Source organism: Salinispora goodfellowii (assembly GCF_059570675.1).
The window spans coordinates 255,247-280,394 of the sequence record NZ_JCANTD010000001.1; the positions used below are offsets into that span (position 1 = coordinate 255,247).

20 protein-coding genes and 1 riboswitch are annotated in these 25,148 nt (G+C 69.7%); of the genes, 12 read left to right on the plus strand and 8 right to left on the minus strand.

Annotation, left to right across the window (positions count from 1 at the left end):
* Positions 1 to 92: 92 nt before the first annotated feature.
* A complete protein-coding gene (locus T398_RS01220) occupies positions 93 to 905 on the minus strand; it encodes a C39 family peptidase (protein WP_496443634.1) in 813 nt (270 codons plus the stop codon).
* Between the two features lie 239 nt (positions 906 to 1,144).
* Positions 1,145 to 1,270, minus strand: a riboswitch (cyclic di-AMP (ydaO/yuaA leader).
* Between the two features lie 596 nt (positions 1,271 to 1,866).
* Between T398_RS01220 and T398_RS01225 the strand changes: the two genes are divergently transcribed.
* From T398_RS01225 to pseI, 4 genes are all read left to right on the plus strand, one after another.
* The gene (locus tag T398_RS01225; protein ID WP_496443636.1) at positions 1,867 to 3,198 is read left to right on the plus strand and encodes a polysaccharide pyruvyl transferase family protein; all 1,332 of its coding nucleotides are present in this window, start codon (positions 1,867 to 1,869) and stop codon (positions 3,196 to 3,198) included.
* A gap of 227 nt (positions 3,199 to 3,425) precedes the next feature.
* Entirely contained in the window at positions 3,426 to 4,571 is a 1,146-nt protein-coding gene (locus T398_RS01230; protein WP_496443638.1) for a glycosyltransferase family 2 protein, read from the plus strand.
* A complete protein-coding gene (locus tag T398_RS01235) occupies positions 4,568 to 5,071 on the plus strand; it encodes a GNAT family N-acetyltransferase (RefSeq protein WP_496443640.1) in 504 nt (167 codons plus the stop codon). The genes T398_RS01230 and T398_RS01235 overlap by 4 nt, the downstream gene beginning before the upstream one ends.
* On the plus strand, positions 5,068 to 6,120 hold the full coding sequence (gene pseI / locus T398_RS01240) for a pseudaminic acid synthase (protein WP_496443642.1): 1,053 nt from the start codon (positions 5,068 to 5,070) through the stop codon (positions 6,118 to 6,120). The genes T398_RS01235 and pseI overlap by 4 nt, the downstream gene beginning before the upstream one ends.
* A 52-nt stretch (positions 6,121 to 6,172) precedes the next feature.
* On the opposite strand, the gene T398_RS01245 is transcribed toward pseI, so the two are convergent.
* Genes T398_RS01245 through T398_RS01265 form a run of 5 tightly spaced genes read right to left on the minus strand, consistent with a single transcriptional unit; the run spans position 6,173 to position 10,805 of the window.
* The gene (locus T398_RS01245) at positions 6,173 to 7,396 is read right to left on the minus strand and encodes an acyl-CoA reductase (protein ID WP_496443644.1); all 1,224 of its coding nucleotides are present in this window, start codon (positions 7,394 to 7,396) and stop codon (positions 6,173 to 6,175) included.
* Positions 7,393 to 8,442: a LuxE/PaaK family acyltransferase gene (locus tag T398_RS01250; protein ID WP_496443646.1), complete on the minus strand. Its 1,050-nt coding sequence runs from the start codon at positions 8,440 to 8,442 to the stop codon at positions 7,393 to 7,395. Before T398_RS01250 ends, T398_RS01245 begins: the two co-directional genes overlap by 4 nt.
* Positions 8,436 to 9,833, minus strand: coding sequence for an AMP-binding protein (locus tag T398_RS01255; protein WP_496443648.1), 1,398 nt, complete (start codon positions 9,831 to 9,833; stop codon positions 8,436 to 8,438). Before T398_RS01255 ends, T398_RS01250 begins: the two co-directional genes overlap by 7 nt.
* On the minus strand, positions 9,830 to 10,582 hold the full coding sequence (locus T398_RS01260; protein ID WP_018725509.1) for an SDR family NAD(P)-dependent oxidoreductase: 753 nt from the start codon (positions 10,580 to 10,582) through the stop codon (positions 9,830 to 9,832). The genes T398_RS01255 and T398_RS01260 overlap by 4 nt, the downstream gene beginning before the upstream one ends.
* Positions 10,563 to 10,805 carry an acyl carrier protein gene (locus T398_RS01265; RefSeq protein ID WP_026322346.1) on the minus strand — a complete coding sequence of 81 codons (243 nt, stop codon included), beginning with the start codon at positions 10,803 to 10,805 and terminating at the stop codon, positions 10,563 to 10,565. Before T398_RS01265 ends, T398_RS01260 begins: the two co-directional genes overlap by 20 nt.
* 246 nt (positions 10,806 to 11,051) lie before the next feature.
* Between T398_RS01265 and pseB the strand changes: the two genes are divergently transcribed.
* From pseB to T398_RS01295, 6 genes are read left to right on the plus strand one after another with little or no spacing between them, the layout of a single operon-like run.
* Positions 11,052 to 12,029: a UDP-N-acetylglucosamine 4,6-dehydratase (inverting) gene (gene pseB / locus T398_RS01270; protein ID WP_496444057.1), complete on the plus strand. Its 978-nt coding sequence runs from the start codon at positions 11,052 to 11,054 to the stop codon at positions 12,027 to 12,029.
* A gap of 5 nt (positions 12,030 to 12,034) precedes the next feature.
* The gene (locus T398_RS01275; protein WP_496444059.1) at positions 12,035 to 13,183 is read left to right on the plus strand and encodes a DegT/DnrJ/EryC1/StrS family aminotransferase; all 1,149 of its coding nucleotides are present in this window, start codon (positions 12,035 to 12,037) and stop codon (positions 13,181 to 13,183) included.
* Positions 13,184 to 13,193: 10 nt separating this feature from the next.
* A complete protein-coding gene (locus T398_RS01280; RefSeq protein ID WP_496443651.1) occupies positions 13,194 to 14,051 on the plus strand; it encodes a hypothetical protein in 858 nt (285 codons plus the stop codon).
* Between the two features lie 22 nt (positions 14,052 to 14,073).
* Positions 14,074 to 15,849, plus strand: a complete 1,776-nt coding sequence (locus T398_RS01285; RefSeq protein WP_496444061.1) for a class I SAM-dependent methyltransferase — start codon at positions 14,074 to 14,076, stop codon at positions 15,847 to 15,849.
* Positions 15,846 to 16,577, plus strand: a complete 732-nt coding sequence (locus tag T398_RS01290; protein ID WP_496443653.1) for a cytidylyltransferase domain-containing protein — start codon at positions 15,846 to 15,848, stop codon at positions 16,575 to 16,577. Before T398_RS01285 ends, T398_RS01290 begins: the two co-directional genes overlap by 4 nt.
* Positions 16,574 to 17,638 (plus strand): PseG/SpsG family protein, encoded by a 1,065-nt coding sequence (locus tag T398_RS01295; RefSeq protein WP_496443655.1) that lies wholly within the window; start codon positions 16,574 to 16,576, stop codon positions 17,636 to 17,638. Before T398_RS01290 ends, T398_RS01295 begins: the two co-directional genes overlap by 4 nt.
* Before the next feature lies 1 nt (position 17,639).
* Here the strand turns inward: T398_RS01295 and T398_RS01300 are convergent, their stop codons facing one another.
* A complete protein-coding gene (locus tag T398_RS01300; RefSeq protein WP_496443657.1) occupies positions 17,640 to 20,123 on the minus strand; it encodes a DNA gyrase/topoisomerase IV subunit A in 2,484 nt (827 codons plus the stop codon).
* A 71-nt stretch (positions 20,124 to 20,194) separates the two neighbouring features.
* A complete protein-coding gene (locus tag T398_RS01305) occupies positions 20,195 to 22,303 on the minus strand; it encodes a DNA gyrase/topoisomerase IV subunit B (RefSeq protein ID WP_496443660.1) in 2,109 nt (702 codons plus the stop codon).
* 403 nt (positions 22,304 to 22,706) lie between these two features.
* Between T398_RS01305 and T398_RS01310 the strand changes: the two genes are divergently transcribed.
* Positions 22,707 to 23,984: an SGNH/GDSL hydrolase family protein gene (locus tag T398_RS01310; protein ID WP_496443662.1), complete on the plus strand. Its 1,278-nt coding sequence runs from the start codon at positions 22,707 to 22,709 to the stop codon at positions 23,982 to 23,984.
* A 194-nt stretch (positions 23,985 to 24,178) separates the two neighbouring features.
* Complete coding sequence (locus tag T398_RS01315; protein ID WP_496443664.1) at positions 24,179 to 25,033, plus strand: alpha/beta hydrolase family protein; 855 nt, start codon at positions 24,179 to 24,181, stop codon at positions 25,031 to 25,033.
* The last annotated feature ends 115 nt before the right edge of the window (positions 25,034 to 25,148 follow it).

A 25,148-nucleotide genomic window follows, 5' to 3' on the forward strand; every position in this document is an offset into this window, starting at 1 on the left:
ACGCACGCCGGCCGTCCCGGATGGTCCGACACGCCGACGGGCACCGTCCCTGGGAAGGGTCCGGTGCCCGTCGGACGAGGTCGGTGGGGTGGTCAGGCGGAATATCCGCGGGTCGCAGCCCAGTTCGCCAACGCAATCGTGGTCATCCAGTACGAACTGGTCGCGGGGTTCGCTGAATCGGCGATCTGCACCAGGCGACCATCGTCGTCGTACCCGACCACGGCGACGTAGTGGCCGCCCGGGAAGGAGTGCCATCCGCCGGTGGTGTCGGTGGCTGAGCCGGCGATGTTCACCACCACGCTCCGGTCGTCGGTGATGGCCTTGACGACATCGGCCTGCAGCTGGTCCATCTGCGTCGGGGTGGCTGAGCCGCCGGAAATCATCCGGGTCTGGTAGGGCTCGCCCGCCACCTCAGCGTTGAGTACCCGCGTGGTGTCCTCGGCCGAGTCGGTGCCGAACTGGTCGGTGCCCAACGGGCCCGCGAGTTCATCCTGCGTCCGCTCGACACCGCTGGCGCTGAGGGCATTGCGAACGGCCGCCGGGCCGCAGTAGTAGAAATTGATCTGGGCCTGGTAGTCGTACTCCAACACCTTGGACGTCGGCGTCTCCGCGTTCAGATCCGGGTCCGGGGCGGCATCGCTGGCGGCGGCACTAAACAACGATGGACTCGACGGCGCTGGGCTGGCGGGTGTGGTGGCGCGGGCCTCGTCGGGCACGGCGGCAACCTCACCCCGCACCTCAGCTGTTGCGGCAGTCGTCGGCTGCGCCGGGGCAGGAGCCTCGTCGCTGTCGACGGCCAGAGCACCGGCACCGGCGACGACCACGAAGGCCGCCGCCGACGCGGCGGCCACCTGGTACGGCGGCTGAGAAACGAAACGGCGAAGCTGTCGCTTGAGGTGATGCATCACGGGTCCTCCACAAGCTGTCAGGACTGGAGGGCGCACCATGCCGTTGACGGCAGCGTCAGGAGAGCCGCGCAGAACGAATCCGCTGGCAGGGTGGCCACGAGGAAGCGCGCCCGCGGGGCCGCGCGTTGGGGTGGTTGGTCAGCGTCCGGCGACCGGCCGGACGGGGGCGGGCACCACGCGCCGTGGAACGGCGGGTCACCCGAGGGGTCAGTTCCGGTTCATACGTACGAAAGCCAAACTCCTTCCGACACCGCCGACCGGGTTAGCTGACGGATTCGGGCGGGCAGCACGCCCTACCGCAGAACATGCATATTCACCCCGGGTGCAATGCTTCCCGGCTCGCCTTTGGGCGATCAGCAGGTCCGCGCGGTGTCGCCTTTTGCGATCGGATACCGCACTGGACGCGCCGACACTACTGGCCAACACCCCGCCTGCCAACCCACCCTGACCTGCTTAAACATCGATCATGACCGGAATTTCGGACAGCATTGCCCGCTCTGAATCAATGGGACGGCAGACCATCACGGAACCCGGGGTAAAGAACCGGACGGCTCGCCGAATATTGCCACAGGCAGGACTGGGTTAATCGGTCAACCTGAGGCGCTTGACCGATTCGGCCGAACTATGAGTGACCTCATAAAAATCGGTTCACGCGCAAGCTGTGAGCAGCCGCGCCGTCGCCCACAGCTTCGCTCGAATCCAGGGTTGGCCACCACCCCGGCCACCAGAAGGCAAGGGCTGGGCGAGCCAGGGATGAACGTCCAATCCACCACTACCTGGAGGGTGTGCGCGGCCTCCACCGCAGCCCAGCCAGTCGCCAGCCCGCGCAGGCCGGGGCACCCGAACGGCACCAGCCCTTCCCGCCGGTACAATACGATCTCTGTTCTGCGCTCGTGCGGCTACCTCAAGCCAAGAGGGCGATACGCCAACATGGCACCGAGTGAAAGGCGGAACCCGCGTGCACCAGCGGATCCTACTGCGCGCCCTGAAAGATCCGTTCCGCGTCTTCAGCCCAGAGGAGACGTTCGAACAGAACCGCCTCGGCGACAACAGCGGCAACCTGATCTTCAGCCATGCGGCGTACAAGCTTCTCGCCACCTCCAACGCCGAGATCACGACCAGGTTCCGCCCCAAGTCATACGATCCCGAAAAGATCAACGAGACGCAAGACGTCTTCGTGGTGCCGCTGGCGAACGCGTTCCGGCGCAGCTACGTCAACGGGCTGCGGGCGCTGACCCAGGTGATCGAGAAGCTGACGATCCCGGTAGTGGTACTCGGCGTCGGCGTGCAGACCGACATCCACGGCGACCGAGAATACCTGCGCCCGATCGACGACGCGGTGAAGGCGTTCTGCCGAGCGGTGCTGGACCGCTCGCACACCATCGGCGTACGCGGCGAGGTGACCGAGGACTACCTGCGCACGCTCGGATTCTCGGCCGTCGAACAGATCGGTTGTCCGTCGATGTTCCTGCACGGCGACAGCCTGCGGATCGAGAAGAGCAAGGCGGCGTTGGGCCCACAGGATCGGGTCGCCATGACGATATCGCCGTACGTGGAGTCGATGGCGTCGGTGGTGGCAGGTCATCACCAGAAGTACCCCAACCTTCGTTACGTTCCCCAGGACCTGCAGACCCTGGGCACCCTTCTCTACGGCGACGCACGGGACAACCGCGGCAAGGTCAGCCCGATCCCCATCCACACCTCGCACCCCTTGTTCGTCGAGGACAAGGTGCGAATGTTCGTGGACCCGTCCACATGGATGGATTACCTCTCCGGGTTCGACTTCAACTTCGGCACCCGGATCCACGGGACCATCGCCGCACTTCTCGCCGGCACCCCGGGCTACCTCTTCGCGCACGACTCCCGCACCCTGGAGCTGGCCCGCTACTTCGACATCCCGCACCGGATCATGGATGGCCTGCCGAGTGATGTCGATGCCGCCGACCTCTATGCAGAGGCCGATTACACCGCCCTGAATGAGGGGCACAAGGCCCGCTTCGAGACGATGATCCGCTTCCTGACCAAACACGACCTGGGCAACACCTTCGCTGACGGGGAGAGCGCGGCCCGCTTCGACCAACGGGTCAGCCAGGTCTCCTTCCCGCCGGCGGTCCAGCCGCTGCACACCCTCACCAACGACGAGCTACAGACCCGCCTGCAGTGGCTGCATGACCGACACACGGAGACCAAGAAGAAGGCGTCTCGGCGACACACCACCAGCAGCAGCAGCCTGCGCGCCCAGGTTCGCGACGCGATGAGTAGCCGGATTCGCCAGCTTTTCCACCGGTGAGCAGTCCGGGGTAGCTGGACCAGGTGACCATGCGGAGTTGCTGCTCGACGGCGGTAGGGACCTATGGTGTGAGCTCCATAGGTCCCGCTCGGCGGGAGACGCTTCCGAGCGCACCTTCGGGGCGTCAATCGCGAAACACATTTCTTAACCTGGTGCTCCAAAACCGTTCAAGAAACTCTCATCCCGCACACCAACAGTCCCCCACCCGTTCCCGCTAACCTCTCCGGGTGGTCACCAATACTCGACAGCCACTGCTGAGCGTGATCGTCCCCGTATATCGCGTTGAGGAATATCTATATAATTGCCTCGACTCGATCCTTGGCGGGCTGAACGACGTCGACGCCACCGATGTAGAGGTGGTCGCGGTTGATGACGCCTCCCCCGACCGGTGCGGCGAGCTGCTGCACGCCTACGCCAACCGCCGGCCGGCGACGCGTACGGTCACCTTGCCGCACAACGTGGGGCTCGGCCTGGCCCGGAACGCCGGGCTGAAGGCAGCGACCGGCCGATACGTCTGGTTCGTGGACAGCGATGACTGGCTGCCACCCGGCTCGGTGCCAGCGGTGTTGGCGCGACTGCGCACCGATCAACCGGACGTGCTGCTACTGGACCATCTCCGCGTACACCACGACGGCCGAAAAGAGCCCGACGCCAGCAGCCCGCTTCTCCGGGAGGTGAACGGCTGCGTCCGGCTGAACGAGCGCCCGGAACTGCTCCGGGTCCAACACACCGCCTGGAACAAGGTGATCCGCCGATCATTCCTCGACGATCTGGGCCTACTCTTTTTCCCCGGCTGGTACGAGGACATCCCATTCAGCCACCCGCTGCTTATCGCGGCGGAGCGGATCGCGGTACTCGATCGGGCCTGCTACTACTACCGTCTGGGCCGACCCGGCGCAATCACCGCCACCCCCAGCGAACGACACTTCGACGCGTTCCACCAATACAGACGACTATTCGAATGGTTGTCTACCGCTTATCCCCAGGAGACCAGACTGCACGCCGACCTGTTCGGGTTGATGGTCAGTCACCTGCTCGTGGTGGTGGGCAACGACCATCGGATGCCCGCGCAGCTGCGCCGCCCGTTCTTCCGTAGGGCGGCCGCCCAGTACCAGCGCTACCGGCCGGCCGGCGGCTATCCGCGCCCCCGTGGGGTGCGGGGCCTGAAGCATCGCCTCCTGGCGACGAACAGCTACCTGCTCTACACCGCGCTGCGCACCGCGCACCGGCTCGCCAGGCGGCCTCAGTCGGGTTCCGGCACCATCGCGTCCGCCGGCAGTCCGGGGACCTCCGCCGGCCTTCCGGCGACCTCCGCCGGCCTTCCGGCGACCTCCGCCGAGCAGCGGCCTGACCCGCAGACGGCTTCCCGATGACCGCGACCCTGCGTCCGGCCGACTCCGAAGACCTCGACCGGATGCGGCGCTGGCGCAACCACCCCCAGGTACGCGCCACGAGCCTGACCCAGCACGAGATCGCTCCGGAGGAACACCTGGCCTGGTGGTCGGCGGTGCGGGCAGAGCCCGACCGCCGGGTGCTCATCTATCTGCACGGTGGGAAGCCCGCCGGCGTCGTGACCTTCACCGGCGTCACCTCCCAGGACAAGGCCCTGACCTGGGGGTTTTACCTGGACATTGTGGGACTTGAGGAACGCGGCGAGTTGCTACCCGCCTGGATCGGGCTACAGCAGGCCGCGATCGAGCACGCCTTCGAATCACTCACGGCCCAAACCCTCGGCGGGGAGACCCTGGCCGACAACCAACCGGTACTGGCGCTACACCGCCGCTTCGGGTTCCGCGTCGTCCGGCGCTATGAACGAGACATTGACGGTAAACCGCACCAGGTGGTGTGGACAGAACTGAGCAGGAGAACATGAGCAGCACAGTAAAGATCGGGCCGCACCTGGTAGGGCCCGGCGAGCCGCCACTCGTGGTCGCTGAGGTTTCCGGCAACCACAACGGCAGCCTGGACCGGGCACTGGAGATCGTGGACGCGGTGGCGGCGAGCGGCGCCCACGCGCTCAAGCTGCAGACGTACACGCCGGACACCATCACCATCGACCACGACAGCCCGGCCTTTCGCATCTCCGACGGGCATGACCTGTGGGGCGGCGAGAACCTCTACCAACTCTTCCAGCGGGCGCACACGCCGTACGAATGGCATGGACCGCTCTTCGAGCGGGCCCGCCAGCACGGACTGACTGTCTTCTCCTCGCCGTTCGATCGCACCGCGGTGGAGCTGCTGGAGGAGCTGAACGCCCCGGCGTACAAGATCGCCTCCTCGGAACTGGTCGACCTGCCCTTGATCCGGCTGGTCGCGAGCACCGGCAAACCACTGGTCATCTCCACGGGGATGGCCACGATGGCGGAGATCGACGCCGCGGTCCGGGCGGCCCGCGAGGGTGGCGCCGACGGCGTGGTGCTCCTCGCCTGTACCGCCTCCTACCCGGCGCCTCCGCAGGACAGTAACCTGCGCCGCATACCGGTGCTGGCCGACGCCTTCGGCTTGCCGGTCGGCCTCTCCGACCACACACCCGGGATCGGGGTACCGGTGGCCTCGGTGGCGTTGGGGGCCTGCCTGGTCGAGAAGCATGTCACGCTGGCCCGGGCCGACGGGGGCGTGGACTCGGACTTCTCGCTGGAACCGGCCGAGTTGGCCGCGCTGCGGGTGGAGACCGAGCGCGCCTGGGCGGCGATGGGTAGTGCGGTGGTCGGCCCCACCCCCACCGAACGCGAGGGCCTGCGCTTCCGTCGCTCGCTGCACGTGGTCGCCGATGTGCGGGCCGGAGAGCCGGTTACCCGCGCGAACATCCGATCCATCCGACCGGCCGGGGGCCTGCACCCGGACGAGTTGGACCGGGTGCTCGGACGTACCTTCACCCGGGACGTGGCACGCGGCAACCCGCTGGGCTGGGAGCAGATCTAAGCGGACTGAGACGGGGCCCGAGGTGCTTGGTCACCCGGGCCCCCAGTCGTCCTCAGTCGTTGACCGTGACCAGCCGGACGAACTCCCGCAGCAAATCGTGGCCGTCCCACACCGGAGCGAAGGTCAACGCCGCGCCGAACGGCACGATCCGGTCTATTCCTCGTCCCCCCAGGCTCCGGGCCAGCGCCGTCAGCTCGTCCCGAGCGAAACCGAAGTGGGTGAGGGTCTGGTCGCGGCGACGCACGAACGGCACCAGTTCCGTCAGGTCCGGCACCGTGACGAAGGGGAAGGTGCCGGCGCCGAGCCAGTGCCGCGGGGCGGCGGAGACCTCGGCCAGTTCCAGGGTTGCCAGGGCATTGCGGTGGAAGACCATCCGCCGCACTCCCCCGTCGGCAGCCAGCCCGTACGCACCGACCCGCTGCTCCACCGCCATCGCCGCGTCCACGTCCCAGCCGCGCTCCCGGACCACGTCGTCCAACAGGGCGACGAACTCGGCCCGGACCTCCTCAGCCTGCTCCGCCGCGCCGATCAGAAAGACGGTACGTGGCGAGGCACAGGCCGCCTGATCGAACCAGTACGCGTCGTTGGCGAACGCGCTGGCCGCGTCCCGCCGCCGTTGCGGTGGCGCCGCCGCCCAGCCGGGCACCGACAGCATGGCGAAGGAGGACCGATCAGGGAAGGTGAGGTCCCGGGCTGCCGGCGCGAGTGGATGCCGTCGAAGGTTCTCCACCGCCCGGTCCCCGCCCCAGAGGACGCGCAGGTCGCTGGCGGCGCTCAGCTGGGCGGTCACCGCGTCGTCGTGGCCGTAGGTGACCATGAGCTGGGTACGCCCCACCACCGGGTCGGCCTCGGCGAGGCTGGCGTTGAGCACCTCGAGTACCGTCTCGGCGGCCGCCGCGGAACGCGGCGACACCCGGACCACGTTGGTGTTGCCCGCCAGCGCGGAGAGCGCCCACGAGTAGACAAAAATGGTGTCTACGTTGGCCGGCGGGACGTGGAACACCCGCCCGCGGGGGAAGACGAGCGTGTCCGGCCCGAGCGTGGAGTGCAGCCGCTCGATCGCACCCAGCAATTCCCGGCGGCGGAGGAAGAAGCCGAGGGAGCCCAGCTCGGGGTGCCGCCGGGCCAGCGCCGGAGTGAGTAGCCGGTTGGCGACCGCGGCCAGGAAGTCCACCATCCGCGGATCTCCGACGGCCAACGGCTCCGCCTCGTCCGGTGCCAGCAGGTCCGGCACGGAGACGGCCTCGCCGGCGGGGAAACGCATCCGTAGCGTCATGGCGTACCTCCCGGATAGGTGTCGCTGCAGCCACGCGCCTCGGCGCGGGGTAACCGGCCGAGCACGCTGAATCGCTTACCGGGCCAGTGTCCGTCGTCGATCCCGTGCACCACGCCCAGGTCCTCGGTGAGCAGCACCTGCCCGGGGTACGAGGTGGGCAGGGTACTCAACACCTCGATGATCCCCGGCGTGCCCACCGGCGCCTCCTGCCAGGTCACCGGGTCCCGGATGATCACATCGGCGAAGTCCGGGCAGTAGAGCGAACCGCCCTCCGGCCCTTCCAGGAAGACGGTGCCGATCTGCTCGACCATCCCGTAGAAGTTGTGGATCCGGGTCAGACCGGTGTCCACGCCGAAGCGGCGACGGAACTCGGCGTTGTCGACCGCCCGGTCGGCGAGCTTCTTCCAGCCACCGGAGTGCACCAGGATGCCCTGGGAAAGGTCCAGTCCGTGCTCGCGGGCCACCTCGTAGAGGTAGGTCCAGACCATGAAGGTGAACCCGAAGATCAGGAAGGGCGTACGACCGTGCCGGTCCAGGAAGGCCCGCAGCGCCTCGATGTCCGGTCGATCGTCGGCGTCCAGCAGCCAGTGGTGGTCCCGACCGAAGTTCACCATGCCGAGGGCACCCGCGCCTCGCGCAGAGTAGGAGCGGCGGTCGCCGACCACGCCACGACCCTCCACCACCAGCATGGGTAGCCGGCGCGGGCCGAGCACCGTCGCGAGGGTCCGGGCGAGCATCCGGGACTGGGTGGCCGCGGCCTCGCGATCGAGGTGGATCCGGCTCACCTCGCCGGTCGTTCCGCTGGAGGTGAGCACCCGGATCACCTGATCGTCCGGAACACTCACCAGCTTCCTGGTCTTGAACAGCCGGACCGGCAGCCAGGGTAGTTCGGCCACCGTCGCCGCTTCGCCGCGGAGATCGAGTGCGTCCAGGATCCGGGCGTACGGCGGGCAGGACCGCCGGTGGTGCGACACCAGGGCGTTCAGCTCGTCACGTAGCCGCTTCTCCTTGTCTGGCTGGGGCAGCGTGAACACGTCGGTCAGCACTGGTCCTCCAGGGCTCGGTAGTCAGGCTTTCCGGTGGCGGTCAGCGGCAGCGCAGCAACGCTGCGGACCAGGATGCCGGAGGAGTGGGTGCCCAGGCCCGCAGCGGCCTCGGCTCGAATCCGGGCCAGCCGGTCGTCGTCGGCGCCCTCAGCGACCAGCACCAGGCGGTCTGGGCCGGCCACGGCGGCGACCGGGCCATGCTGCGCGAGGGACCGCTCGACGTCGTCGAGGTTCACCCGCACCCCAAAGATCTTGGCGATCCGCTTGATCCTGCCGGTGAGGTACAGGAATCCCTCGCCGTCCAGCCGGCCGAGGTCGCCGGTACGCAGCACCCCGCCCAGGTCATCGCCGCGGGCCAGGTCCGCGGCGGTCTCGGCGTACCCCATCATGACGTTGGCGCCCCGGTAGACGATCTCGCCGGTGTGTCCCGGCTCGGTCGTCTCGGATCCGGCGCCAGGGTTGACAGTGATCGCACCGCCGCGCACCGGAACACCCACCGAGCCGAGCTTCGCGGGCAGTCGGTCCGCGGGCAGCACAGTCATTCGCGCGGTGGCCTCGGTCTGCCCGTACATGACGAAGAACCGGCCACCAACCGCGGCCATCCGGCGGTGGAAGTCCTCGACCAGGTCGGGATTCAGCCGTCCGCCGGCCTGGGTGAGCGTCCGTAGCCGGGGGTGGCGGACGGGGTCGAAGCGAAGCCGGCGCAGCATCTCGTACTGGTATGGCACCGCGGCCAGCGAGGTGACGTGATGCCGGTCCAGGCTGGACCAGAAGTCCCGCGTCGTGAGGGCGTTCTCCTCGACCACCACGGTGGCGCCAGCGTAGAGGTGGCTGGTGAGCACCGACAGCCCGAAGGTGTAGTGCAGCGGCAGACTGGTCGAGGCGACCTCGGCACCATCGATCCCCAGCGCCGCGCTGATCGCCGCGGCGTTGGCCAGCACCGCCGCCTGAGAGAGCCGGACCAGCTTGGGGCTGCCGGTCGAGCCGGAGGTGGTCAGCAACAGCGCCAGGTCCGGGTGCGGGGTCGGCCCGGCCTCCCCGGTGCGGCGCTGGTAGCCGCCCAGCCGCTGGTCCGGCCCGGGGCGATACCCGGGCAGCAGCGCGGCATCGCCGAACAGCACCGCCGGCCGGAACCGATCGGTCAACTCGGCCAGCCGCTCTCCGTCGATTCGCGGATCGACCAGGGCGATCGGGCGACCCGCGTCCAGCGCCGCGAGGAACCGCAGCACCGCGGTGACCGTGGTGGGCATGGCGGCCAGCACGATTCCGGGCGGCTCCCGGTCCAACACGGCGGCCAACTCGGCAACCCGCTCCCGCAGGTCGGAGCCGCCGAGCGGGACACCGTTGGCCGCGTCCACCAGGCGAGCGTCGGGGTGCAGCAGGCCGTTCACGGGGTGAGACCGCCGTCCACTCCGATCACCTGACCGGTCACGAAGCTTGCCGCCGGATCCAGCAGGAAGGCCACCACCTCGGCGACATCCTCCGGCTCCCCCAGCCGGCCCAGCGGGGTGGCCGCGACCCGGGCGGCGCGGCCTTCGGCGTCCAGGTCGGCGAGGAGGTCGGTACGGATGAAGCCGGGCGCCACCGCGTTGACCCGGATCCCCGCCGGGCCGAGTTCCTTCGCGGCGGCCCGGGTCAGCCCCTCGATCGCGGCCTTGCTGGCGGCGTAGACGGCTTGGCCCGCGGCGCCGGCCGTACCCACCACCGAGGCGGTGAGCACCGCCGCGGGGCGTTGCCCCCGCCGCAGCAGCCGGACGCCCTGCTGGAGGGTGTGCGCGGCGCCGGCCGCATTGACCGAGAAGAGCCGCTCGATTGTCGGATCGGCGACGGAACCAAGTAGACCCGCCGCGTGCACACCGGCGTTGACCACGAGTGCGTCCAGCCGCCGCCAGCGCTGGAACACGAGCCGGATCAGCGCGCGGACCTGTTCCGGGTCCGCGACGTCACCGTGCACCGCCAGATGCGGACCGCCCGGCAGCGCCGCGGCGACCTGCTCGGCGTCGCCGATGGTTCGGCCGTGAACGGCGACAGCGTAGCCCGCCGTGGCGAGGCGGGTTGCGATAGCCCGACCGATCCCGCGAGTCGATCCGGTGATCAGCGCGTACCGCGGGTCCGGCAGTTCAGTCGGCGAGGACGACACCGTGCTTCTCCAGAATCTGCTGCGCGCGGATGAAGGAGCTGAGGTCGATCACCTCGTCAGTGTCGAGCATCACCCCGAACTCGTCCTCGATCGCGGCGACCAGGGACATATGCGCGAGCGAGTCCCACTGCGCGTTACCCCGGTATTCCAAGTCGTCTACCGGAAATTCATTCGGAATTTCCAGGGAGTTCCTAAAAACGTTTCTAAGTCGTCCGAGTTCCACCGCGACACTCCTAATCGCCCGGCACACCCGGCCGGGTCGACGGCCGAGTGTAGCTGAGAGGGTTGCGCAAACGTGAGCGCCAAACTGGACTGCTGTGACCGCCCGAAAAGCTGCTAGCATTCGCACGGCCAACGGCGAGGTGCAGCACCGGGAAGCGCCGGCGCCCAACCGGTCGCGCCCCAGCGCTAACCACATACCCTCGAGCGCGGCAGCCGCATGAGCAGGAACGGAGTACCAAAGTTGAGCGTGCTAGACGGTTCGTCCATTCTGATCACCGGAGGAACCGGCTCCTTCGGCAAGGCATTTCTCCGAAACATTCTCACCCAGGCGACGCCGGCTCGGGTGGTGGTGCTCTCCCGAGACGAGCTCAAGCAGTACGAATTACGTCGGGAACTCGGCAATGACCCGCGGCTACGCTGGTTCATCGGCGATATCCGGGACCGACACCGACTCACCCGGGCAATGCACGGCATCGACTTCGTGGTGCACGCCGCCGCCCTCAAGCAGGTCGATACCGCCGAGTACAACCCCTCGGAGTTCATCGCCACCAACATCACCGGTTCCCAGCACGTCGTTGATGCCGCCATCGAGGCCGGAGTGCAGAAGGTCATCGCACTCTCCACGGACAAGGCATCCAGCCCGATCAACCTGTACGGGGCGACGAAGCTCGTTGCCGACAAACTCTTCATCTCGGCCAACCACTACGCCGCCGGCCACCCGACCCGCTTCGCCGTGGTCCGCTACGGCAATGTGATGGGCAGCCGTGGCTCGGTGGTACCGCTGTTCCGGCGACTCGCCGCCGAGGGCCGGAGCCTGCCCATCACCGACAAGCGAATGACCCGGTTCTGGATCACGCTGGAGCAGGCAGTCCAGTTCGTCTTGGACTCGTTTGAGCAGATGCAGGGCGGCGAGCTGTTCGTGCCGCGCATCCCCAGCATGCGCATTCTCGACCTGGTGGAGGCGGTCGCCCCGGAAGCCACCACGCACGAGATCGGCATTCGCCCCGGCGAGAAGCTGCACGAGGAGATGATCGCGCCGGACGACAGCCGCCGCACGCTGCGCGCCGCCGACCGGTTCATCGTGCAGCCGACCATCGCCACCTGGGGCTACCAGCCTCCGAGTGACTGCGAGCCGGTGCCGGACGGGTTCGCCTACCAGTCGGACAGCAACGACCTGTGGCTCGCCCCGGACCAGATGCGCGACATGCTCGGAATCACCGCGTGACGACAATGCTCCCGTACGGCCGGCAGTCCATCGTCGAGGACGACGTGACCGCGGTCGCCGCCGTCCTCCGTGGGGACTGGCTCACCACCGGCCCCCAGGTGTCGGCGTTCGAGGACGACCTGGCCCGCTGGACCGGCGGAGTCGGCTGTGCGGTGGTCGCCAACGGCACCGCCGCGCTGCACACCGCCTACGCGGCGGCCGGGGTCGGCCCCGGCGACGAGGTGGTCGTGCCGCCGATGACCTTCGTGGCCACCGCGAGCACCGCCGTGGCCCTCGGCGCCAAGGTGGTCTTCGCCGATGTCGAGGAGGAGACCTTCACCCTGGATCCGGCGGCGGCGGCCGCCGCGGTCACGTCCCGGACCCGGGTGGTGACGGCAGTGGACTACGCCGGCCACCCGGCCGACTACGATGCCCTCCGTGCGGCCCTGTCGGGCAGCGACGCGCTGCTACTCGCCGACGCCGCACACTCCATCGGTGCCGCGTACCGCGGCCAGCCGGTCGGCTCACTGGCTGACCTGACCACGTTCTCGTTCTTCCCCACGAAGAACCTCACCACGGCGGAGGGTGGCGCGGTCGCGGCCACCGACCCGGCCGTGCTGGAGCGCGCCCGCCGGTTCCGCAACCACGGCCTGGTCCGGGACCGGGCTGAGCAGCGCTGGCCGGACGAGGGCGGCTGGCACCAGGAGGTGCCCGAGTTCGGCCTCAACTATCGACTACCCGATGTCCTCTGTGCGCTTGGCCGCAGCCAGCTGCGCCGACTCGGTGAGTTCCGCGCCGCCCGGGAACGGCTCGTCCGGCGGTACGACGAGGCGCTCGCCGACCTGCCCGGTGTGCTGCTTCCGACCCGCCGCCACTGGGCCCGCCCAGCCTGGCACCTGTATCCGATCCGAGTGCTTGACGGGCGGCGGCGCGAAGTCTACGACCGGATGCGGGCCGCCGGTATCGGCGTGCAGGTCAACTACCTTCCGGCCCACCTCCACCCGGTCTTCGCCGACCTCGGCTACCGGCGCGGGTCCTGTCCGGTCGCCGAGGCGTTCTACGACCAGCAGCTCTCCCTTCCGTTGTACCCGGCGCTCAGCGACACCGACCAGGAGCGGGTCGTTGACGCCCTCACCACCGCGCTGCGGGCACCGGCGCCGACCACCGCTTGTTGAGACGGAACCGATGCATCACGCCAACCACTTTTACGGCCACGCCCACGTGCTCGCCCGATACTGCGGGTTCGGCGATCGGCATCCGCCCCGGATCAACGGCTATGTCCAGCACGGCTGGAACATCGGCGACGGGCTGGCACCCGGCCACCCGTACGTAGAGCGAACACCGAGCCTGCTCTGGTCCGCCCAGACCCGTCGCCGGGCCTGGGCGGTGGGACGGCGAAACGGCGTCGTTGTCGGGGCACCCTTCACCTACCTGCTCGCGCTGCGTCCGCAGGATCCCCAACTGGCGAAGACCATGCCGACGGCACGGCAGGGCACCATCTGGTACCCGTTCCACGGCTGGGAGGGGCAGCATGTCAAGGGCGACCACAAGAAACTGATCGCCCAGATCCGGGACACCGAGCCCGGCCCGGTGACGGTGTGCCTCTACTGGCACGAGTACGGCATGCGCCGGGTACGTCAACTCTACGAGAAGGCCGGCTTCCGGGTCATCTGCCACGGCTACCGCGGGCACTGGTGGCGGGACACCGACCCGCTCTTCCTCGACAAGCAGCTCACCGAGCTCCGTCGGCACCAGCGGGTCGCCTCCAACCGGCTGACCAGCGCCATCTTCTACGGCATCGCCGCGGGGTGCGAACCGGCGGTCTACGGTGACCCGATGGTGCTCGCCGACGAAGATCCGACCTTCGGCGGCACGGCCCGAATCCGCAGACAGTGGCCGGAGCTCCACGGCGAGTCGATCACGCTGTCCACCGCCGTCGAGATCGCCCGGGCCGAGTTGGGCACCGACCACCGCTGCGCCCCGGCTGAGCTACGCGAGTTGCTCGGCTGGGCGCATCTTCAGGAGAACGACCTTGACGACTGACACTGACCAAGCCCAGCCGATCATGCTCCCCGGCGGCGAGATGCTGGCGTGGTCCGACCTATCTACCGAGGAGCTGACCGACGGCGGGCCCCTCGGTGTCCTCGGCGCCCGGGTGGTGCCGGCCGGCGCCCGGGTGCTACTGGCGGGGCCGCACCCGCCCGGCTTCCTCGACCGGCTGGCCCACGCCGAGGTGACCTGTCTGCTCCGCAGCCACCTGGACGGGGTGGCGCTGGCCGAACACGCGGCCAAACTCCCGGTCCGAGTGATCGTCGGCGGCCCGGCCGGGCTACCCGCCAACGAGACGTACGACGTGGTTATCGCCACGTCCGGCCTGGATTCGGTGGAATCCATCGAGGGGGCCCGTCTCGGCTGGGACGGGGTGCTGGCCATGCTGGCCGACCGGCTGCGTCCGGGCGGGACCCTGCTGCTCCGCATGGACAACCCCGTCGGTCTGCACCGGATCGTTGACGTATCCCCTTGGTATGCCGCCCGGGACGACAACCGGTGGACCGTGGAAGGGGTGCTGGACGCGGGCCACCCCGCCAACCTCGACCAGCTACGCCGCCGCCTCGCCGATGCCGGCCTCACCCCAGGCGCCTTCTTCGCGGCGTATCCGCACCCGGAGTCGGTTACCACCCTGGTGGCTACCGAAGCGCTCGACCGGGGGACCTCCGCCGGCCTGCTCGACGCCGTGCTCCACAATGCTTGCTCGGACGGGTACGCCGACCGGTCGGTGCTTCAGGACCCGGCCCGGCTGGCGGTTGACGCGCTGCACGCCGGGCTGGCCTCGGGGCTCGCCCCGGCGTGGGTGGTGTACGCCCGGCGCAGCCCGCTTCCGGCGGTGGAGCCGGCCGAGCTGCCGGTGGCGCTGCTCCAGACCGGTCCGCCCGACCTGGGGGCAATCGAGGTGGTGACCGCCGGGCAGGAGTGGCACTGGCAGGTCACCCAGCCGCCGCTGCGGACCACGCCGGAGACCGGTCCGGCGTACCGGGATCCTGGGGCGTTGACCGGGCCGGTCCCGGCTGGTCGCCTCCTGCGTACCCTGCTGTTGGATGCCTGTCTCCGGCAGGATCTGGACCAGCTGCGGGCGTTGCTCTCCGGATATGCCCACTGGCTGGACTCCGGCGCCGTTGCCGGCCAGATCTCCGGCGCGCCGGCGCTGGCCGGGGTCGACAACGTGGTGGTGGACGGGGACCGGTTTGCCGTACTCGACCCGAGTTGGCAGGCGGCCGCCCCACTTCCGGTGAGTGTCGCGCTGGCCCGCAGTCTCTGGCGGTTCGCCGCCATCCTGCTGACCGGCGGCTACGCCCACCCCTGGTCTTCCACTCTCGACCTGGCCGGGCTCACCGTTGTTCTTGGCGGGGTGGCTGGTCGTAACCTCGACCGGGCCACCGTGCGGGTGGCGGTGGAGACCGAGGCGGCGCTCGTCGCCGCCCGGAGGGACCTGGACCCGGCGGGCCAGGAGGAGCTCCGGGACCAGCTGGACGCGCTGGAGCCGAACTCGCCGCCGCCCGGCCCACGAAGCTACCAACAGCTACACGAGGCGTGGCTACGCCAGCGCGAGGAACTGAATCGGATCGAGGCGGTGCTGCGCTGGACCGAAGACCTGATCACCAGCCGGGAGCGGGCGCTACGCCGAGCCGACGCCATGATCAAACTCCTGAGCGGGTCGGTCAGCTTCCGGCTCGGTCGACTGGTCATCACCCCGGCCCGTTGGGCCAGACGGGCCGTCAGGGCGCTGAAGCGACGCCTACGGAAGGCGCTCAACCAGCGGGCGGTGCGGGGTGGGCAGCGGTGAGCGGCATCGTCGGCGTCGTCCAGGCTCGGATGGGTTCGTCCCGGCTTCCCGGCAAGGTGCTCCGTCCACTCGCCGGACGCAGCGTCCTCGGCCGGGTGGTCCGGGCTGCCCGGGAGAGCGAGAAGCTGTCCGACCTGGTGGTGGCCACCAGCACCGAGCCCGATGACGACGCGGTCGCGGACGAGTGCGCCACACTCGACGTCGCCTGCCACCGCGGCCCGGTGGACGATGTCCTCAGCCGCTTCATCGGCGCGTTGGACGCGCACCCGGGCGACGCGGTGGCCCGCTTCACCGCCGACTGCCCCCTCCTCGACCCGGAGATCATCCGACTCGTCGCCGACGTCTACCAGGCCGTCCCCGGCCTCGACTACGTCAGCACCTCGATCGCCCGGACCCTGCCACGGGGCATGGATGTCGAGATCATCCACGCGGACGCGCTGCGGACCCTGCACCAGATCGCCACCGACCATCACCGGGTCCACGTCACCTCGTACGCGTACACCCATCCGGAGCTGTTCCGGGTGCTCGGGGTGACTCTCACCCCGGACCGCTCCGACCTGAGGCTCACCCTCGACACCGAACCGGACCTGGCCCTGGTAAGCGCGATAGCCGACCACTTCGGTGATGTCACCGTGCCGCTGGCCACGCTCGCTGACTGGTTGGCCGACCAACCAGCACTGCGGGCCCTCAACGCCGGCGTCCGGCAGAAGCAACTGGCGGAGGCGTGAGGACGCTCCGGATCGGCCTACGCTGCGATGCGGGCGCGCGTCGCGGCGTCGGCCACCTCATCCGCTGCCTCGCCCTGGGCGAGGAGTTTCTCGCCCGAGACGCCCACGTCGCACTGCTCGGCAGCGTGGCCGACGTGGACTGGGCCGCCCGCCAACTCGCCAACCGGGGCATCCCGCGCCACCCCGGACCGGACACCCCGCGCGAGTTGGTGGCGGCGGCCCGCAAGCACCAGTTGGACGTGCTGGTCCTGGACTCGTACGAGCTGGACCCGGCCTGCGCCGGGGCGCTGGGTGCGGCAGGCATTCGTACCCTCGCCGTGGTGGACGGGGACACCCGCGGTCAGGACGCCGACCTGTACCTGGACCAGAACCTCGGCGCCGACCGTCGCACAGCGGCCCACCGGCTACTCGCCGGCACCAGCTACGCCCTGCTCCGCGGGGAGATACTCGACCGGCGACCAGCCGCGCCCCGGCCGCCGACGCCGACCGCTCGGCCCCGGGTCCTCGCCTTCTTCGGCGGCACCGACGCGTTCGGTGCCGCCCCGCCGCTGACCCGGCTGCTACTCGCCACCGGACAACCGTTGGACCTGACCGTGGTGGTCGCCCGCGAATCGATCGGGGCGGAGTTGGCGACGCTACGCCCTACCCCCCAGCAAACAGTGCGGGCGGTACCGCCCACCGACACGTTGCCGGACCTGATCGCCGCGGCGGACCTGGTGGTCTCCGCCGCCGGCACCTCCACCTGGGAGCTCTGCTGCCTCGGTGCCCCCGCGGCGCTGGTCTGCGTGGTCGACAACCAACACGACTCGTACCACCGGGTGATCCGGGAGGGTGTCGCGGCCGGGCTCGGCGAGCTGACCGAGCTGACCGCCACCGGACCGGCCGGAAACTCCGCCCGCGCCAGCGCCGTCCGGACCCTGCGCACGCTACTCGCCTCCGCAGAACACCGGGCCGAACTCGCCGCGCGGGCCTGGGCCATGGTGGATGGACGAGGCCGGGCCCGCGTGGCTGATGCCGTCCAGGCGCTGGTCGGGGCAACCCCGCCCGGCCGCCAACGGTAGGTCAGTCGCGGTCGATCTGATGGCCGATCACCGTGGGGCCGAGCAGCACGGCGAACCCGCTGCCGTCGCGGCGTGGGTCGGCCGCCGGTAGCTCCACCGGCTCGCCGTTCGCGGTCGCACCGGCCGGACGCGGACCGACCCAGGCGACGATCACCTCGGTCTCCCCCTTGAGGAAGCGCTGGGAGCGTAGGCCGCTGGTCGCCCGGCCCTTCGCCGGATAGGCCGCGAACGGTGTCACCTTCACGGTGGCGCCGGTCGAGGTGACCACCATCGGCTCACCGTGGGCGGGGTCGTCGGTGCGGACCGCGCCGAAGTAGACCACTCGCGCGGAGTCGGGGACGCTGACTCCGGCGACGCCACCGCCCCGCAGCCCCTGCGGACGGACCAACCCCGCCGGGTAGCGCAGCAGCGACGCCTCCGAGGTGACGAAGGCGAGGCTCTCTGCTCCATCGGTCAACCAGGTCGCCCCGACCACCTCGTCCCCGTCCCGGAGGGTGATCACTTCGAACTCGTCGGCGCGCACCGGCCAGTCCGGCGCAGCGACCTTCACCATGCCCTGCCGGGTGCCGAGCGCCAGCCCCGGCGAGCCCGCCGCAGCCGCACCGAGCGGTGCGATCCCCACCACCGTCTCCCCCGGCGCCAACGGCACCAACTCGGCCGCAGACATCCCACCGCGCAGGGAGACCGTCCCGGACTGCTCCGGTAACACCGGCAGCGGCAGCACGTCCACCTTGAACGCCCGGCCGCCACTGGTGACCAGCAGTACTTTGCCGCGGGCCGTGGAGTGGGCGACGGCGCGTACCGCGTCGTGCCGGACCCGGCCATGCCGGCGATGTCCCTCGACCGCTTCCTCCGACTCGGCGGCGGTCCGGGCGACCAGCCCGGTAGACGAGAGGATCACCTGGCAGGGGTCGTCGGCGACCTCCAGCGGGCCGGCCGGCGCGGACGCGGCGAGCACCTCCTTCAGATCCCCGTCCACCAGGGTGGTGCGGCGCGGCGCGGCGAACTGTTTCACCACCGCGCCCAGTTCGCCGGAGACGACCTTCCGCAGGATCTTCGGATCGTCCAGGAGCCGGGACAGCTCGGCGATCTCGCCGCGCAGCTTCTCCTGCTCGGCCTCCAACTCCAACCGGTCGTACCTGGTGAGTCGGCGCAGCGGTGTGTCGAGGATGTAGGTCGCCTGGATCTCGGAGAGCGCGAAGCGCCGCATGAGACCGTCCTTCGCGGCCTGCGCGTCCTCGCTGCCCCGGATCAGCTTGACCACCCGGTCGATGTCGAGCAGCGCGACCAGCAGCCCGTCCACCAGGTGCAGCCGTTCCTCCCGCCGACGCTTCCGGTATGCGCTGCGGCGGGTCACCACCTCGTACCGGTGGGCCAGGAAGACCTCCAGTAGTGCCTTCAGCCCCAGGGTCTGCGGCTGACCGTCCACCAGCACCAGGTTGTTGACGCCGAACGACTGCTCCAGCGGGGTCAGCCGGTAGAGGTCGGCGAGGAGTACCTGCGGGTTCACCCCGACCTTGCACTCGATGACCAGCCGGGTGCCGTTCTCCCGGTCGGTGAGGTCCTTGACGTCGGCGATCCCGGTGAGCCGCTTGGTCTTCGTGACCTCGTTGGCGACGGCGGCGATGACCTTCTCGGCGCCGATGCCGTAGGGCAGTTCGACGACGGTGATCGCCTGCCGGCCTCGGCTGCCCTCGATCGGGCCGATCTCCACCTTGGCGCGCATCCGCACCACGCCCCGGCCGGTCTCGTAGGCCCGCCGTACCTCGTCCAGGCCGAGTAGCAGCCCGCCGGTCGGCAGGTCCGGCCCCGGAATGAACTCCATCAGCTTGTCCAGCGTGGCGTCCGGGTGGTTGATCAGCCAGCGGGCGGCGGAGACCACCTCACCCAGGTTGTGCGGGATCATGTTGGTCGCCATCCCGACCGCGATCCCCGAGGCACCGTTGACCAGCAGGTTCGGGAAGGCGGCTGGCAGCACGGTGGGCTGGGTCAACGAACCGTCGTAGTTCGGCCCCAGGTCGACCGTCTCCTCGCCCAGCTCACCGACGAGCAGCATCGCCTCCCGCGACATCCGGGCTTCGGTGTAGCGGGCCGCGGCCGGACCGTCGTCGGGGCTACCGAAGTTGCCGTGCCCGTCGATCAGGGGCGCGTTCAGGGAGAAGTCCTGCGCCAGCCGGACCAGCGCGTCATAGATCGCCACGTCGCTGTGCGGGTGGTACTTTCCCATCACGTCGCCGACCACCCGAGCCGACTTGACGTGCCCCCGGTCCGGGCGGTGGCCGGAATCGTACATCGACCAGAGGATGCGCCGGTGTACCGGCTTGAGCCCGTCTCGGGCGTCCGGCAGGGCGCGGGAGTGGATGACCGAGAACGCGTACTCCAGGTAGGAGTCGGAGACCTCGGTGACCAGCGGATTGTCGAAAACCCGGGCACCCGCCTGGTCGAACGCGGACAGGTCGACCTTCGGGCCCTTGCGGCGTGCCATGACTCAGCTTTCCCCTCGGACTGTTTCCGTGCTCGTGCCGGTGCCCACGTGGCCTGCGGCCGGTCCGGGTCTCATGCGTCGATCGCCTCGCGGTCGACCCGGTCGGCGGAGGCGATCAGCCAGTTCCGACGGGGCTCCACCTTCTCCCCCATCAGCAGCTCCAGGACCCGCTCGGCTTCTTCGGCGTCCTCCAGCGTGATCCGGCGGACCGCCCGCCCGGCCGGGTTCATCGTGGTCTCCCACAACTCGTCGGCGTCCATCTCGCCCAGACCCTTGAACCGCGGGATCGGGGTGACGATCTGCTTGCCCGCCTGCTCCAGTCGCCGGACGGTCGCCTCCATCTCCTCCTGGGTGTAGGTGTAGATGGTCTGTGGCTTGCGCCCCCGTGTGGTGATCTTGTGCAGGGGCGGCATCGCCGCGTACAGCCGGCCGGCCTCGATCAACGGTCGCATGTACCGGGCGAAGAGCGTGATCAGCAACGTCCTGATGTGCGCCCCGTCCACGTCGGCGTCGGCCATGATCAGAACCCGGCCGTACCGCACGGCGGCGAGGTCGAAGGTGCGCCCCGACCCGGCCCCCAGCACCTGCACGATCGCGGCGCACTCGGCGTTGTCCAGCACCTGCTGAAGGTTCGCCTTCTGTACGTTCAGGATCTTGCCGCGGATCGGCAGCAACGCCTGGTACTCCGACGAGCGGGCCAACCGCGCCGTGCCGAGGGCGCTGTCCCCCTCGACGATGAACATCTCGCTGCGCTGCACCCCGGTGGACCGGCAGTCGACCAGCTTCGCCGGCATCGACGCACCTTCCAGGGCGGTCTTGCGCCGAGCCGCCTCCTTCTGCTGCTTCTGGGTGAGCCGAACCCGGGCGGCATCGGCGATCTTCTGGAGGACGGTCCGTGCCTCGGTCTTGGTCTTGCGCTCCTCCAGCCAGGCCTTGAGGTGCTGCTCGACCAGGCGCTGGAGAACCTTGGTGATCCCGGCGGTGGAGAGCTCGTCCTTGGTCTGGGAGGTGAACTGCGGCTCCGGGACGCGCACGTGCACGACCGCGGTCAAACCCTCGAGGATGTCGTCCAGCGTCGGCGGGTCCTCCTTGGCCTTGAGCAGGCCACGGGTGTTTCGGATCGCCTCGGCGAGGGTCCGGGTCAGGGCCCGCTCGAAGCCCTTGCGGTGGGTGCCGCCGTGCGCGTTGCGGATGGTGTTGGTGAAGCACTCCACGGTCCGCTCGTAACCGGTGCCCCAGCGGAAGGCCACCTCCACCTCGGCGCGACGCGGCACATTGGCCTGCATCACGCCGTTGGCGTCGGCGGCGTTCTCCCGGTACGCCCCTTCGCCGCGGACCAGCAGGGTGCCGGAGACCGGCCGGTCGCCGGCGGGGGCGAGGAAGTCCACCATGTCGGACAGGCCGTTGGGGTAGTGGAACCGCTCCTCCACCGGCTCCGCTCCGGTGTGGTCCCGCAGCAGGTAGCTGACCCCGGGGACCAGGAAGGCGGTGTTGCGCAGCTTCATCCGTACGGCGTCGGCGTCGAGCGTGGCGCCGACCTCGAAGTAGCGCGGGTCGTACCAGTAGCGGATCGAGGTGCCGGTACGCTGCTGACGCTTCGCCGCACCGATCACCTGCAGGCCCGGGCCGGCGGTGAAGGACGCCTGCGGCCCGTCGCCGTCGAACGCCCCCGGCACCCCGTGCCGGAACGACATCGTGTGGATCTTGCCGCCACGACGGACCGTCACGTCGAACCGGCGGGATAGGGCGTTGACCGCCGAGGCACCGACGCCGTGCAGGCCACCGGAGGTCTTGTAGCCGGAGCCGCCGAACTTGCCACCGGCGTGCAGCCGGGTGAGCACCAGCTCGACCCCCGATATTCCGGACTTCGCGTGCACGTCCGTGGGGATACCGCGACCGTCGTCGTCGACCTGCACCGATCCGTCGGCGTGCAGCGTCACCTCGATGGAGGTCGCGTGACCGGCGACCCCCTCATCGGTGGAGTTGTCGAGGATCTCGTTGACGAGGTGACCCACGCCACGGCTGTCCGTCGAGCCGATGTACATCCCCGGACGCTTACGGACAGCATCCAGTCCCTCGAGATGCGTGAGGTCGTCGGCCTCATACAGGGTCTCAGGCTCTGCGGTCAACTGGTCGTACTCCCAGGTCTCGGCGGGTATGGTGCCACGCACAGTAGGCATTGGCCGGTGCGGCACGCCGCAGCGAGCCTAGCCGTAGGCCCCGACGGGCCCCGCTGGGCCCGTTCGCCCGACCACAACCGGAGTAACGGATCGGGGCTGGCCGGCGATTCCGGCCGTGACCCAGGCGACAGGCGTCCCCGAGTGCCGCGACGCCGGAGCCGACACCCGTGGGCCCCGAGTGGGCCGGCATCCCGCCCGGACGCTCAGGCGCGTCCGGTGGCCCCCATCGGGAGCGGCCCGACCCGGCCGGCACCCCCACCGCACCACGGGACGGCGAAAGATTTTTCACCACAAAACCCACTGCCGTGATATTCGTTACTAGTGAGTATTGACACTTGTGATCGATGGGTGATCTGATCCCCTCTCAGCGGAACTTTCACAACTCGATAGGGGTGATCATCACATGTCCAGATTGGGTCGTACCGTCCTGGCCGCCGGCATCGCCGTCGCCACGACCACATTCTCTGCGACGGTCATATCGCCGGCTCTGGCCGAGACACCGCCCACCACTGCGACCGACGCACCACCACCCACCGCCGCGGTGGCGCTCGGAGACAGCTTCATCAGCGGAGAGGGCGCCGGGGCGTACGCTCCCGTGGTCGATATCGACGGGGAGACCAGCACCTTCCCCGGATGGTCCGCGTCGAACAGCGCGGCCTACTTCTGCCACCGCTCGGCGAACGCCTCACTCCACCGGGCCAACCTGCCCGGCATCGAGGACCGCTTCAACCTCGCCTGCTCCGGCGGACAGCCGGCCGACATCGCCAACGCCTCCGCCGACCGGGCGAACGGGCGCCAGGTCGCCGCCCAGCTCGACCAGCTCCGCGCGGTGGCCCAAACCCACGACATCGACCTGGTCCTCATCGGCGTCGGTTCGAACAACAGCTCGTTCACCTTTGGCAAGGTGGCCGAGAAGTGCGCGAACCGGTTCATCGCCGATGCCTGGACCGGCTGGTGGGAGTTCTGGGCGGAGCCCTGGGCGGTGGAACAGGATCCCTGCTCCGACGACGACCTGGCAACCGAGGCCGAGCTCGCCGCGGCCACCGCGGAGACCAGTGCCGCGGTGCAGCAGGTCCTCAGCACGCTCGCCGAGGTGGACGCCGACGGCGAGCACCGGGTCGTCCTCCAGGACTACACGAACCCGTTGCCGGAAGAGCTGGACCACGCCTACTGGACCGAGGACAACCGCGACGACACGCGGGACAAGTTCCGCGACCTCGGCCGCGAACGGTACGCGGCCGGGTGCCCGATCCACCGCGCCAGCCTCGCCCCCGGCCACCGTTTCTCGCAGGGTCTGGGCACCATGGTGAGCCAGGTCCACACCGACGTCACCCGCGAGTTCCCCAACGCCGACGTGGTCCTGCTCAACGTGCAGCAGGCCTTCGACGGTGCCCGGCTCTGCGAGACGACGACTGGTCCGCAGCACGCCCTCGCCACCGCCGTCCGCCTGATGGACGGACCCAGCGGCACCTACGTCACCAGCCTCGAACGGGCGGACAAGCTCGACATCAGCCGGATCGCCAACACCTGCGTGGATCACTTCCAGACGTGCCAGGAGTCGTGGCACCCGAACGCCGCCGGCCACCTGGCGCTCGGGCAGTGCCTGACCGGCGCCGCGTCCACGAGTTCCCGTGAGGTCTCCTGCGTCCGTTCCCCGAACGGCACGATCACGGTGAGCTGACCCCCAACTACCCCCGGCGCCTCGCGGATCCACGCATCGAACGGATCCGCGAGGCGTTCGTGTTACCCGCCAGCGGGCACGTTCGACGTGGGCGCGCCGGCAGTGGCTGCGCCGAGGCCAACCCGACCCGAATCGACGTGACGGCAGTCACCGATTGGTTACTTGTCGGTAGATCCACCCCGTAGATTGGGCTGGTGAATGCGGATTACCAGCAAGAATTCGTCGAGGTCGACGGAGCCCGCCTCGGTCTGCAGATCTATCCGGAGCCGGCGGAGAGCGCCGACGCCCCGCTGGTACTGATCTCCCCCGCCATGGGCGTACCCGCCCGGTACTACCGCCCGTTCGCCACCGCGCTCCGTGCCGCCGGGCTCGGCGTCGCGGTAGCCGACCTTCGCGGCACCGGCGCGAGCACACCGCGCCCGAGCCGCCGCTGCCGCTACGGGTACGCGGAGCTGACCACCGACGTCGGCGCGGCGCTGGCGGCGTTGAAGGAACATCGAAACGGCCGACGTACCCTCCTGCTCGGACACTCCCTGGGTGGTCAGACGGCGCTACTGCACCTGGCGCTGACCCCCGGGCACGATGTGGATGGTCTGGCCCTGGTCGCCGTCGGGCTCCCCTGGTGGCGCAGCTATCCGCCCGGACCGCGGGGTTACGGCGTCCTCCCGTTCTCCCAGACGATCGCGGTCGCCACCCGGGTGCTCGGGGTCTGGCCCGGCTGGGGGTTCGGCGGCCGGCTGGCGCGTGGGGTGGTCCGGGACTGGGCCTACACCGCCCGCACCGGGCGCTTTCCCCGACTGGACGGAGTGGATGCCGAGGCGGCGCTCCGCGATCTCCGTACGCCGGTGCTGGCGGTCAGCGTGGACAACGACCAGTACACCCCGCACGAGACCCTCGACCACCTCTGCGCCAAACTCACCAGCGCTCCCATCACCCGCGAGCGCCACCGGGCCGAGCCGGGCGGCGGCCGGCTCGACCACTTCAGCTGGACGCGCACCGCAGCGACCCCGCTGGCCACCCGAATCGCCCAGTTCGCGACGCAGGGGTAGCCATCGACCCCCTTCCCTCCAGCCTGCTCACCCGGTAGAAACGGGGTCAGCCCCCACCCGTCCAGGCCGTCCACCCGCAACACCGAGAGAGCGCTCTCTCCCCACCGCGTGACGA